Consider the following 12,692-nt stretch of genomic DNA (forward strand, 5'->3'; position numbering starts at 1 on the left):
AACCTGTAAGAGGCCTTTTGCTGCAGATATGGGTCTGTACGGAGAGCGGTTCAAGCCAGACTGATACCATCCAGAATATAATCCCAAGTCTCAGAATCTCCCGCGCGGTTCGGAATACTCAGCGAACTGATTCCCGGCAGGCCCCAGGCATTGTCGATGACAGATTCCAGCCCGTCAACCCCGTTGACGATCAGAATCAGATATTCCCCGCCGGTTAATGGTCTCAGCACCTGCTGTAGAGCAACCGCTTCATCGTAAGTACTGCCCCAGCGGATAAATAACGCCCTGCGGCTGGCAATCAGCTGATCCAGTAAGCGCTGGCTGCGCATTTCGATTTTGTTCTTAAAGCCGGGATAGACAGAACTCCACTCCTGCCCTTCCAGTACCGGGAAATCGTGGACCGAGATCACGTTATAATAATAATCCTTCACAAAATAAGATTTGACCGGCATCACAACCTCATTCTCGACAAACACATCATTTCCTTCGATCGGCGACATATTCCGGAGATCCATATACCCGGAAAAGCGGCTGCTGAGCAGCCGGTTCACATCGGTAAGCGATAATGAAACGACCCAATCGAGCGGAGAAGAAAAGGTCCTGAGACCCTTTCTGCGCAAATGGGCTGCCGGTTCACAGGAGCTTCCCAGACTGACAATACAGTCATACGCCCCTCTTAGTTCTGCCAATTCCATTCGACTCACCCCACAGCTGATATTTCAATATTAAATGCGTCCGAGAGACAAAATGCTTGGATGATAGTTAAAGTTAACTTTGCCCAAACCACAAAAAGAGGTTAAAATATGATCCAATATGAAAACTGATTGAAACACAGCTGTAAAAAAATGAATGTGCAGAAAGGAGCACCGGTCATGTCTATTAGCAGAGTAAAGGAACATTTCCGCGCCTTCGGCAAGGAGCAAGACATTCTGGAGTTTGCGGTATCTAGCGCAACAGTGGATTTGGCTGCCGCCGCGATCGGTGTCATACCGGCACGGATCGCCAAGACCCTGTCCTTCCGCGGTTCCGGGGAGAATGCCCTCCTGATCGTTGCCGCCGGAGACGCCAGAATCGACAATAAGAAATTCAGGGAAGCCTTCGGGCTCAAGCCCCGGATGCTAAGTCCGGATGAAGTGCAGGTGCAGACCGGCCATGAAATCGGCGGGGTCTGCCCGTTTGGACTGGCCCGTGAGCTGGATGTTTACCTGGATGTATCCATGAAGCGGTTCAGTACCTTGTTCCCTGCCTGCGGCAGCACTAATTCCGCTATCGAGCTAACCTGTGAGGAGCTGTCTCTGTATTCAGGCAGCAAAGACTGGGTAGATGTATGTAAAGACTGGGCAGAAGTGATAGGAAACGGGGATGATCAAGCCTCATGAGGAACAAACCGGCCAAGGGCCGCTCCGTGCCGCCGCAGTCCAAGGAACGTTTCCCGCTGTCCCTTCTATGCCTTACCCTTGGCGCATTTGCAATCGGCATGACCGAGTTTATCATCATGGGCCTGCTTCCCAATGTGGCCCATGATCTTGGCGTAAGCATCCCGCAGGCCGGCCAGCTGATTACCAGCTATGCGCTTGGTGTTGCCATCGGTGCACCCGTATTGACCATATTTACCCATAAGCTGCCGCAGAAAAAGCTGCTGATTATTCTCATGTGCATCTTTATTTTCGGCAACGCTATATCTGTCATTGCCCCGACCTATGTACTTCTGATTATCGCCCGTGTGCTTACTGCATTCGCTCACGGCACCTTCCTCGGGGTGGGAACGATCATCGCCGCGAGACTCGTTAAGCCGGAGAAGCGCGCCGGAGCGGTCTCGGTTGTGCTTGCCGGTCTGACCGTGGCCAATATAATCGGCGTACCGTTCGGAACCTTTATCGGCCAGCAGCTCGGCTGGCGGGCCTCCTTCGGGGCAATTACACTGCTCGGCATCGTGTCCCTATTCGGCATCATCCGGTTTATCCCCGTAATCGTCCAGCAGGAGACGGCCAATCTCCGTGAACAGGTACGGGGGCTGGTGAATCCGCAGGTGCTGCTGATTCTTCTTACCGGTGCACTTGGCTGTGGAAGCCTGTTCTCTTTGTTCACTTACATCACACCGATGCTGGAGAATATCAGCGGTTTTGCTGAACATCAGGTCACCTGGATTCTCGTATTATTCGGAGTGGGTGTCACGCTCGGCAACATTGTCGGCGGCAGGCTGGCCGACTGGAAGCTGATGCCTTCGCTCATGGTCAACTTCGCTGTTCTTGCATTGATCATTGCCATGCTCACCTTGACTCTGCACCATCCTGTGCTGACAATCATCAATATCTTCCTCTGGGGAATCGCAGCGTTCGGCATTATGCCAGGCATCCAGCTGCGGATTATGAACCTGGCGCATAAAGCACCGCTGCTTGCCACGACCTCAAGCCATTCGGCGCTCAATCTGGGCAATGCGGCAGGAGCTTATCTTGGCGGGCTTGCCATCACTTCCTTTGGCTTATCGTCTATTCCCTGGCTATCCGCTGTCCTTGCCGTTCTGGCTTTGGCCGGTGCCTGGCTCAGCTACGCCTCGACCAGCAGCAGCGCTTCTGTCACCGCTGCGGCCGATGTTACTGCAGCTCCGTAACGGTGGTTGTCCTGCGGGACTGGCCGGAACATAATAAGCAGGCCGGAGTCTCCTTGATGAGACTCCGGCCTGCTTTTGTGTTAGCATCACTGATATTTATTCTACGCCTTTGCTGTTGACGATCTCCGTTACCTCTTGCGTAATAAGATCTCCACCCATACGCTTCCAGTCCTTCACGAAATCATCGAATTCGCTCACCGGAGTTTCTCCGACGATAATATTGAGAAAGGTCTCGCTTTCCAGTGTCTGCAGCTTCGGCCACACGCCTGCCATACCGGGTGTACTGCCGTAAAAGACGCTGCGCACCTGCTCGATTGCCGTCGTGGTTAATACAGCGACACCATATTTGTAAGCATTGGTTGCCTTCCAGCCCTCCAGATTCTTCTTGGGCTGCTCTTCCTCAGCGAGCCAGCGGTCATAGAGCAGCCGGGTGTCCGGATCCAGCAGATCCGGATCGATTTTGCCGTGCAGCGCCTGCTGCACATCGGCATAATGCTGCTCAATGGCACCGCTGTAGTCAATCAGCAGGTCGAACGGGTAGTAGGCACGCAACTGGATTCCAGTCTCGGCCGAGAAATCGTCCAGCTTATTGACCTCTGCCGTATTAGGGTCCCGTCTTCTCTCCAGCCGGGTGAACATATTCAGCAGCTTCACAACAGCTTCCGGATGCTCATAGCCCTTGCGGACCACCAGGTAACGGTCCGTCACTGGGGCCATGTGGGCAATGAATTTGCCGCTGCTGTCCAGCGGAGCCGCGTACGCCCGCCACTCTGCCTTGGTATCGGCGGCCACCGCCTCCGATAAAGGGTAATACGGCATCCACCAGGGACCGAAGAACATGCCGGACTGGCCGGAAATAATCGGCTCCTGGGTCTCTTTATATAGAGCAAAGCCGGGATCGATCAGCCCGCGCTTGTACCATTCGGCCAGTTTGGCCAATGCCGCTTTGGTCTCGGGAGTAATCGAACCGTATACAATAGCGCCGCTGCTGTCCTTTATCCAGTTGGTCGGAAAAGCATGGAAGGCGCTGAAGACCGCATCGAGGCCGTTAATATGCGGCTTCGTCCCATACACGATATTTTTGTAGGCGCTGAGGCCGAAGGTGTCGCGTTTGCCGTTGCCGTCAGGGTCTTGTTCGATGAATGCCTTGGCGATTCTTTCAATATCCTCGAAAGTGCGGGGGGCCGGCAGCTCCAGCCGGTCCAGCCAATCCTGGCGGACCCACAGCAGCATCGGAGAATCCGCATTGATCGCCACATTCGGCAGGCCGTACAGCCGGCCGCTGCGGGAGGCATCATCCAGCGCCTCGCCTCCGGTCGAGCTGTACATGTCCTTGATCAACGTAGAGCCGTATTGCTGGAAAGTGCCGGTCAGATCAGCAATCATATCGCTGTCGATCAGCTTCTTTAATTGATCCCTGTCGACAACCATCGCATCCGGCAGATCGTTGCTGTCAATCGCCAGCTGGGCTTTTTGCGTGTACAGCTCTTCACCTTTGGCCTCCCAGGAATGAACCACCTTGATATTCGACAGGCTCTCCAAGTAACGGGAAACCGGATTATTGTCATTACTGTCTCCGTTATTCAGCCGGGAATCCGGGACCTTGAAGCCAATCCGCATCGTAACCGGCTGCTCATATTTACTGTAGGCGGAAGTCTCGGCAGTATTGCCTTGCTGTGCCCCGTTTGACTCTCCAGCAGAATCTTTGCCGCCGCAGGCCGGTAGACTGAGCAGCGCCAGCACGGAGAGGATAACACGCCGGGTCTTCATTATAGATTCATCCTCTCTGCACGGTAATCGCTTGGCAGCCGACCGACCCGTTCCCGGAAGAGCCTGCTGAAATACCGGTCATCCTCAAAGCCAGATCTGCAGGCGATCTCATGCACCGGATAGTTTGTCTCCAGCAGCAGCGATTTGGCCAGCTCAAGCCGCATTCCGCGCAGGACTTCGCCGAAGCTCTCGCCGGCAAAGCGGGCGAAGCACTGGCTGAAATAGCCCCGGCTCATATTGATATACGCGGCGACATCCCCCTGATTGATTTTGTCCCCGGCATGCTGCTTCATATACCGGACGGCGCGGATGAGGCAGAACATCAACTCCTTGCTCAGTCCCAGCTCAACCATCCGCCGCTGAATATGAGCGGCGAACTGCCGCAGCCATTGCTTCCAGCGGCACCAGTTCACGTTACTGCCAGCCGCAGCCGCTAGTTCAGCAGCTTCGTCCGGAGTAAGCAGCAGCGGACTCCAGCTCTGAAGCATCGCGTGGCCGAAGGCGGCTATCGCCTCAGGGGAAGGCTGCTGGCACAGGACACCGGCGGTGAACTCCTCCCAGTCGGCCCGTTCAATCGTCCACCTGAGATTCTGCGCACCTTGGAGCACCGGTTCCTTCCCGCTTGCATTCCTGTTACTGGACCAGGCCAGCTTTAGCTCCGGATAATTCAGTCTTGCCGGTTCTTCCTCACCAGTGTAATAGAACAGCGCCATCCGCGCTGTCTTAGCCAAGACCTCCTCCAGCTCTTGGAGGCTCTGGTCGCGCAGGCCGCTCACCAGCGCCGTCTGCCAGCGTCCGTCCAGAACAGAGCTGAGCTCCCGCTGCAGCTCCTGCTCACTAAACCGCTGAGGGAGCGGCGACATCCACTGCTCCCTCAGGGCAATCAGCGGCTGGTTCTTCACCAGCGAGAGCTGAAACAGCTCCTCTTCATTGATTGGAGCCTTTAAAGGCAGATAGAGCACAGCCCTGTCCGCACTCATCACCATACCCGCCCCGCGGCTAAGCGACTCTCTTGTGCTGTCCTCCCATTTGATACGTTCCACCAGCCGCGAGATCGTTTCATCGGCATTTTCTACTTCAAGCAGCGTTTTGACAATATAATCGACGGCCCCGAGACGAAGGGCTTCCTGCACATAGTCAAATTCATGATGACAGGTCAGCACCACGCAGCGGATGGCGGGAAACCGCTGACGCACCTGCCGGATCAGGTCAAAGCCGGACATGCCAGGCATGGTAATATCCACAAACAGCAGATCGGCCTCCTGCTCCCGCAGCAGGGCCAGCGCAGCATTACCGTCTCCGGCTTCACCGACGATGACGACACCGAAGGACGGCCAGTCAATCAGCGAGATGAAGCCTTTGCGCACCAGGCGCTCATCATCGACAACAACAGCTTTAATCATCGAAGTCCTCCTTGCTCTTACGCGGGATAATGATGGATATAGTTGTTCCTTCGCCCTCTCCGCCTTTGATCTGCAGTTCCATTTGCCCGTCGTAGTAGGTCCTCAGCATCCGCATCACGTACGCGAACCCGATGCCGAGCCCCCGCTTTTTGGCGCTGTCATCCGAGAGCAGCTCTTCAATCTGAGCGTCAGTCATACCTGCCCCGTTATCCTTTACACACAGCTGTACTTCAGTACTGCCGTGCGCCTTAATAATGACATCCACTCTGCCGTTGTCGCTGAGTCCGTGATAAATCGAATTTTCCACCAGCGGCTGGAGCAGGAACCGCGGCACTGCCGCCGTAAGTACATTATCCTCGGCCTGCACATTGAATTCGAATTCATAATCATAACGGATACGCTGCAGCTCCATATAATTGCGGATCGCTTCAATTTCTTCACCAATCGTCACAATGATGCTCTGTTTGCCAAGATTATAATGCAGCACCTTCACCAGCAGGGTTACCAGCTTGTCAATTTCCTTCTGCCCGTTCAACCGGGCAAGCCACTGGACCGTGTTAAGTGTATTGTGCAGAAAATGCGGGTTGATCTGGCTGAGCAGCTTCTCGATTTCAAACTGGCTTTTCTGCTTCTCATTGCGGGCAACGGCCTGAATCAGCTCATTCACCTGATCCTTCATCTGCTGGAAATTGCTCAGCACGAAATCGAACTCCTCCACATTCGTAAACGCAACCGGTGCGGTGACATTTTCGGCCATCCGGATAATCTCCACGTTGACCTTGCGCAGCGGGCCATAGATCTTCTTCCAGATTAGCCAGGCCAGAACTCCTGCGAACAGCAGCGTCAAAAGAGCCAGCAGAATCATTTTGTAGAACCAGGTGTAAATCTCGCTGTTGAACACTGATTTTTTAACGACAGCCACCAGCTTCCAGCCCTGCGGGCTTTCATAACGGAACAGATGATAGCCATCCAGCACTTCATGGCCCTCACCTCCGCTTGTTCCGGCGGCTTTGACGATTTTGCCTGGCACCTCGCCGTCGATCTTATGGGTCAGCGTCCCGCTTTGGTTCACCAGCAGATGGTTTACTTTCATGCCATAAGCTTCCTGATTGAAAATTTTGCGCAGCAGGCTGTAATTCGTCTCCAGGTAAATATACAATTCATTCCGGCCGTTCACCCGCACAATCCGCTGCTCGGAGAAGACGACATTGTCACCGACAGCATACATTGTGCTATGCGGCCCGAAATAGTCTGCTCCGTTATAGCGCATGAAAGAGGGGAGCGTGCTAACATCGAAGCTCTGCCGGGTGCTCATGTTCGTGAACAGCACAGGGTCCTTGCTGCCGGGCATGATATAAGCTGTCAATCCGATATAGGGATTGGTGAAATTGACGAGATTAATCTTCTGGTTGATCGAATTCATAATCTGCGATTTGCGGTAAATCTGTTTCTCCTGCAGAAAAGAATTCATCTCTTCCACAATCTGCCCGTCGAGCGCGAACTGCTTAGAGGCGAAATCCAGATTGTCGATCGCATTTTCCAGGCTGAGCGCTTCCTGGCGCAGACTCGCGCTGATGCCGCTGCCGATTTTGCCGGACAGAATCGAATAAATTGAGGTATAGGATACAATTCCGACGATCAGAAGCGGCAGCAGCGTGCCGATCAGCAAATAAATGACCAGTGTAGTCCGCAAAGATTTAACTGCCGGAGCACGGCTCCTCCCTAGCTTCGTTCTGCGCATTCCGCTTGCTCTCCTCTTTTAATGAAAGCGTTTTATCATACGATATCAGAATACCAGATTTTTCCGGGGCTGAATATAATAAGGCAGCGCAGCCTTTTTTGCCGCCCTGCCTTATGCCTATGATTAGAGCCGCATTATTTTACACTTTTACGGGCTTCGAACAACTCTTCTGCCTTTTTAACCGAGAAATCCATCACGTCGGCATAGCCGAGGCCGTTCACCTTGTCGTGCATCTCTTTGTTCAGCTTATCAAATTCCGCCTGATTCTTCGCAAACACCATCTTCCAGGAAATCTGCTGGATCACGGTGCCGATCTGTTTGTTTTTCTGTTCCAGCGTTTTATCCATCGTCAGCGGCTCTTTGCCGGTGAAGCCCTGAGGAGCAACGGCGAGCAGATTATTTTTCTCAAAATATTCCTTAGCTGTCAGCACGCCCATCTTCGCTCTCCAGTCACTGTCCAGCTTCGACGGATTACGTTCCAGCGTTGTCTTCCACAGGTTGTGGTCATACGGCTCGTTTGTCTCTGGGTTCACCATCGCCGGAACCACAAATGAGAAGTTCATCTGATTAGAGCCGTAGTAGTAGTCGCCGCCGCCGTATTCTTCCGGCACTTGTGTATTCTGCTGGTCCGTATAGGCTTTCCATCCAAAGTCAGTAACGACCGGCTGGCCGCTTGCGTCAATATCCCAGGTCAGACCCTTCGGACCATTCGGTACAGCCGTTCCGCTCCCTGCGGAGAGCATCGCGCCTTCCGGTGTATACATCCAGTTAATGAACTCCATAATCCGCGCCGGGTCCTTCGCCTTCGCACCGATCGAAATAATACCGTTGCCTCCGTACACATTGAATCCGGTGGAATACATCAGCTCATCCTTAAACGGTACCAGTGCGAACCCTTTGCCTTCGGCTGTTCTTTCCGCTGTATTGTAGTTAGCTGCGCCAAGCCACGGGAACCAAGAGAACAGCAGGCGGCCGTCCTTGTATTTCGCTACAACATCATCGAATTTCTGGGTCAGGGAATCCGGATCAAGCAATCCCATCTGATTGGCTTCGTAATACAGCTTCAGCGATTTCATGTACCAGCTGTCTTCGGAGAGGAAATCATAATATTTCTCTTCATCGGCTTTGACATAAAGCGCTGTATCCGGAATTTCATCATAACCCAGCATGTTGGCGAATTGCTTCGCCAGCGTCATTTTGTAGTTACCGTCCCAGTCCGACCAGAGCGAGAAAGCATAGGTTTTCTTGCCCTGCTCATTCTTCGGTTCAAGCTCCTGCATCTTTTTCAGCACAGGCAGATAGTCTTCGATCGAGTTAATCTCAGGGGCTCCGATTTGCTGGTACAGATCCCAACGCAGATCCGGTCCCCAGGTCATATCCTTGCCTTCGGACGGGCCGGAAGGGTTAGTTGCCACGCTGTTGCCGATGCCGTAGACCGCGCTGCCGCCGCCAAAAGCAACTTTAGCCTTTTCTACAGCTTTCGGGAACTGCTTCGTGATATCTGTACCGTATTTGTCGAGCAGGCCGTCCTGTGTCCAGTCCAGCAGGAGTTTGCCTTTGATCGCATTCGGGTAGTGGTTCTTGTCATCCCCGAAGATGATGATGTCGCCTAGATCACCGGAAGCCATCATTGCGGAGATTTTGGTATCCCCGCCGGTCAGATTGGAAGCAACAATATCCAGCTCAATATTGAATTTGTCCTTGATCACTTTCGCGAACCAGCCGGTTTGCGGTCCGGCATAGTTGGCGGTCGTTGAGAAGACAGTGAGCTTAAGCGGCTTGGAATGATCCAGAGTGCCGTCATCCGGCGCCGCTGTGGCTTCCGTAGTATCTGTAGCTTCAGCCGCAGGCTTATCCGTGCTCTCCGCCTGGCCGGTATTCCCGCTGTTATTGTTCCCCCCGCCGCAGGCTGCCAGCGCGAACACCATTACCGCGCACAGCAGCATCAGCGACAACCTTTTAAATCTCATCTTCATTCCCCCTAAACGTTTTGTGGGCATCAACTACATTTGAAACCGCTTCGTACAAAACTTGCTTTGTGATGATGAACTCTATAAAGTACAAGCTCTGCCTGCCGGCGGAGCAGCACTCCAAATCCTCAGGATTTCAGGCGTTCAGGCGGCCTATACAAGATTAGCCTTTGACCGCACCGATCATGATGCCTTTGACAAAAAACCGCTGGAAAAACGGATACACAATCAGAATCGGCAGCACCACTATCATCGTCACCGTCATCCGCACGGAGGTTGGCGTCTGCATGTTCTGGACACTCGCCGCCATATCCGGGGAATTACGGATCAAGGCCGCCAGCGAGCTCGACTCGTTCAAATACCGCCAGAGCAGGAACTGCAGTGTAAAGTATTTGGTATCTGTCATCAGGAATGCGGTGTCGATGAAGGAGTTCCACTGATTGACCGCTGAGAAAATGGTAATCGTCGCCAGAATCGGCGTGGTCAGCGGCACAATAATACTCCAGAACACCCGCAGATAACCTGCCCCGTCGATGCTTGCGGATTCCTCAAGGGAAGGCGGGATCGCCTCCACAAAGGTTTTGACCAGAATGATGTTAAAGGGGGTAATGATTGTCGGCAGAATATAAGCCAGATAATTGTTAGTCAGATGCAGATTGTGCATCGTGATATACCAGGGAATCAGTCCGGCGCTGAAATACATCGTCACCACAACGCTGCGGTACCAGATCTGGCGGCCCCACATTTCCTTTTTGGTGAACAGGTAGCCGAGGAAGGCTGACGCGCCAACGGTCAGAAGGGTTCCGATAACCGTCCGGTAGACCGATACAAGCGCCGCATGGCTCAGCCCGCTGATCCGCAGTACCTTGGAGTAGTTGTCAAAATGGATTTCCCGCGGATAAAACTTGATGTACCCTGCTGCACTGAGATCATTGGAGCTGATCGTGTTGATGAACAGATAATAAAACGGGTAAATGCAGCTCAGTGTGAACAAGCCGAAGAGCACGTAGATGATTCCCTGGAACAGGGCATCGCCTGGCTTCAGTTTCTTGCGCAATGGAATCACCCCTTTAAATAATGGATTCATCCCGTACAGCCTTCGACAGCGTGTTGGCTGCGAACAGCAGCGCTACACTGACGATCGACTTCAGCATACTGACCGCTGTAGCGAACGGGAAATTGTTGGCAAAGGCGATATTGTACACATATAAATCCAGCACCTCTATCGCATCCTTGTTCATCGCATTCTGGAAGGCAAAATACTGCTCCATCCCGTTGTTGACGAAATTGCCGATGGAGAGCAGCAGCAGCACGAAAAAGGTTGGAATGATACCGGGAACGGTAATATGCCAGATTTTGCGGAAACGGCTGGCACCGTCCACTTCTGCCGCCTCATACAGCTCCTGGTCAATCCCGGCTATTGCGGCCAGATACAGTATGGCTCCCCAGCCGAGCGACTTCCACCAGTACCAGGCAATCATAGTCACCCAAATATGCGAGCTGGAAGCGAGAAAATTAAACCCTTCGTCCACTACACCGAGCTGTACCAGAATATTGTTCACGACTCCGTTATCCACAGAGAATAGCGAGAATGCCAGTGCATACACGAGAATCCAGCTGATGAAATTCGGAATGGTCGTCAGCGTCTGCACGAACTTGCGGTACCAGCCTGCCTTAACCTCCGTGAGCAGAATCGCGAAGATGACCGGAAATACCGAGGTGACCAGTCCAAGCGAGCTCATCGCTACCGTATTCTTCAGCACACGCAGCACTTCCCCAGTCTGCGTAGGGTTCTCCACCATCGTGCGGAACCATTTTAGCCCGACATATGGCGTGTCCGACAGCGGAATGCCCGGGATGAAGTCATAAAAGGCATAAATCCAACCGCTGATCGGCAAATAATAGAAAATAAAAGTAATCAGAAGAAACGGTAACGCCATCAGGAACAGTTTGTGTTTGTTCTGTATCCTCCTGCCGGTCGGGTGGACAGGCTTCACACTGCGCAGCAGCTTGCCAGAAGGTACTCCCATGCCTTTATCTCCTATATCCAGATTTTGTTTACGCTTTCATCCTAACAGAAAGGAAATCCGAGCCGGGAGAGAGGACAGCAATCCGTTAGCGGAGAACGGTCACAGGGTTTCGGACCATTTTCACGGTGCATTGAACCGTTTTCCCGGCGTATTGCAGAAAAAAAGCCCCCCGTCTGGACGAGAGGCTTGCTGCTGATTTTATTTAGATACTCCTTTGAAAATATTAGCTTTCACACCCTGCACTCCGGCTTTGAACTTGAACAGCCCGCCCGCATGCGGCCAGCGCTGCAGCTCTTCTTCGCTCATCCCGTCCCGTGCCGTTGTAATATACAGCTCATCGAACGCATCGCCGCCGAAGGTGCAGGAGGTGACATTTTTGGCCGGAACTTCAACCTTGGCGAGCTGTTCCCCGGTGTGGGGATTCCAGCGCGACACACAGCCGCCGCCCCAGTGTGCAACCCAGAGCATGCCTTCACGGTCAATCGTCATCCCATCCGGGTCACCGACTCCCTCCGGAAACATAAAAACACTCCGGCGGTTGTCAACGGTGCCGGACTGCACATCATAATCCATGACGTCTACACCCCGGGTCGCAGTATCAATATAATACATCCGTCCGCGCTGGTCATCCCAGGCCAGACCATTGGAGATACTAATGCCGGTTAAGACCCGGCGCACCTGGCCATCAAGCTCCATGACATACAGGCTGCCCGCCGCCTTTGTGAAATCCATACTCATCGTGCCGAACCACAGCCTGCCGCTGCTGTCACATTTGGCATCATTCAGCCGGTTGCGCGGAAGCTCAGGTTCTACCGCAGCAATCCGCTGTTCCTGCTGATCCTCGCTGAACCGGTATAACCCGTCCTGCAGGGCAAGTATCCAGCCGCCGGCAGCTGCCGGGACTACGGCACTGATCTTTTTATCGAAGGTATAGATCTTCTCGTTCTTTGTCTTCGGGTCATAGCTCCGCAGCTGTTTACCCTCTATATTCACCCAATACAGCCTGGCGGCCGCATGATCCCAGTGGGGGCCTTCCCCCAGCAAAGCCTGTGCGTCTACAACCAATTCTGCTTGACCAGCCACTTTGAAATCCTCCTAACTTCACTCCATCAAATTTCACTCCCGTCTATTCTACCTGCGATTTCAGGGATATTCCACCTCCGGCCA

The 12,692-nt window shown here is 53.3% G+C and carries 10 protein-coding genes; 2 read left to right on the top strand and 8 right to left on the bottom strand.

What is annotated here, in order from left to right; genetic code table 11:
* Positions 1 to 50: 50 nt before the first annotated feature.
* The gene (locus L6H70_RS07305) at positions 51 to 695 is read right to left on the bottom strand and encodes a DUF1796 family putative cysteine peptidase (protein ID WP_236331424.1); all 645 of its coding nucleotides are present in this window, start codon (positions 693 to 695) and stop codon (positions 51 to 53) included.
* A gap of 177 nt (positions 696 to 872) precedes the next feature.
* Between L6H70_RS07305 and L6H70_RS07310 the strand changes: the two genes are divergently transcribed.
* A complete protein-coding gene (locus L6H70_RS07310) occupies positions 873 to 1,379 on the top strand; it encodes a YbaK/EbsC family protein (RefSeq protein ID WP_236331426.1) in 507 nt (168 codons plus the stop codon).
* Positions 1,376 to 2,611 carry an MFS transporter gene (locus tag L6H70_RS07315; protein WP_236331428.1) on the top strand — a complete coding sequence of 412 codons (1,236 nt, stop codon included), beginning with the start codon at positions 1,376 to 1,378 and terminating at the stop codon, positions 2,609 to 2,611. The genes L6H70_RS07310 and L6H70_RS07315 overlap by 4 nt, the downstream gene beginning before the upstream one ends.
* 96 nt (positions 2,612 to 2,707) lie before the next feature.
* Here L6H70_RS07315 and L6H70_RS07320 read toward each other — a convergent pair whose 3' ends face one another.
* The 7 genes from L6H70_RS07320 to L6H70_RS07350 all read right to left on the bottom strand — a co-directional run bounded on the left by L6H70_RS07320 (position 2,708) and on the right by L6H70_RS07350 (position 12,608).
* Positions 2,708 to 4,381: an extracellular solute-binding protein gene (locus tag L6H70_RS07320; RefSeq protein ID WP_236331430.1), complete on the bottom strand. Its 1,674-nt coding sequence runs from the start codon at positions 4,379 to 4,381 to the stop codon at positions 2,708 to 2,710.
* Positions 4,381 to 5,784 carry a response regulator transcription factor gene (locus L6H70_RS07325; protein WP_236331432.1) on the bottom strand — a complete coding sequence of 468 codons (1,404 nt, stop codon included), beginning with the start codon at positions 5,782 to 5,784 and terminating at the stop codon, positions 4,381 to 4,383. Before L6H70_RS07325 ends, L6H70_RS07320 begins: the two co-directional genes overlap by 1 nt.
* Positions 5,777 to 7,525 (bottom strand): sensor histidine kinase, encoded by a 1,749-nt coding sequence (locus L6H70_RS07330; protein ID WP_236331434.1) that lies wholly within the window; start codon positions 7,523 to 7,525, stop codon positions 5,777 to 5,779. Before L6H70_RS07330 ends, L6H70_RS07325 begins: the two co-directional genes overlap by 8 nt.
* A gap of 134 nt (positions 7,526 to 7,659) precedes the next feature.
* Positions 7,660 to 9,495 (bottom strand): type 2 periplasmic-binding domain-containing protein, encoded by a 1,836-nt coding sequence (locus L6H70_RS07335; protein ID WP_236331436.1) that lies wholly within the window; start codon positions 9,493 to 9,495, stop codon positions 7,660 to 7,662.
* Positions 9,496 to 9,658: 163 nt separating this feature from the next.
* Entirely contained in the window at positions 9,659 to 10,552 is an 894-nt protein-coding gene (locus L6H70_RS07340) for a carbohydrate ABC transporter permease (RefSeq protein WP_236331438.1), read from the bottom strand.
* A gap of 13 nt (positions 10,553 to 10,565) precedes the next feature.
* The gene (locus L6H70_RS07345) at positions 10,566 to 11,525 is read right to left on the bottom strand and encodes an ABC transporter permease (protein ID WP_236331440.1); all 960 of its coding nucleotides are present in this window, start codon (positions 11,523 to 11,525) and stop codon (positions 10,566 to 10,568) included.
* A gap of 198 nt (positions 11,526 to 11,723) precedes the next feature.
* Positions 11,724 to 12,608: an SMP-30/gluconolactonase/LRE family protein gene (locus tag L6H70_RS07350; RefSeq protein WP_236331442.1), complete on the bottom strand. Its 885-nt coding sequence runs from the start codon at positions 12,606 to 12,608 to the stop codon at positions 11,724 to 11,726.
* Positions 12,609 to 12,692 lie beyond the last annotated feature (84 nt).

Source organism: Paenibacillus auburnensis, assembly GCF_927798115.1.
GTDB lineage: Bacteria > Bacillota > Bacilli > Paenibacillales > Paenibacillaceae > Paenibacillus_AQ > Paenibacillus_AQ auburnensis.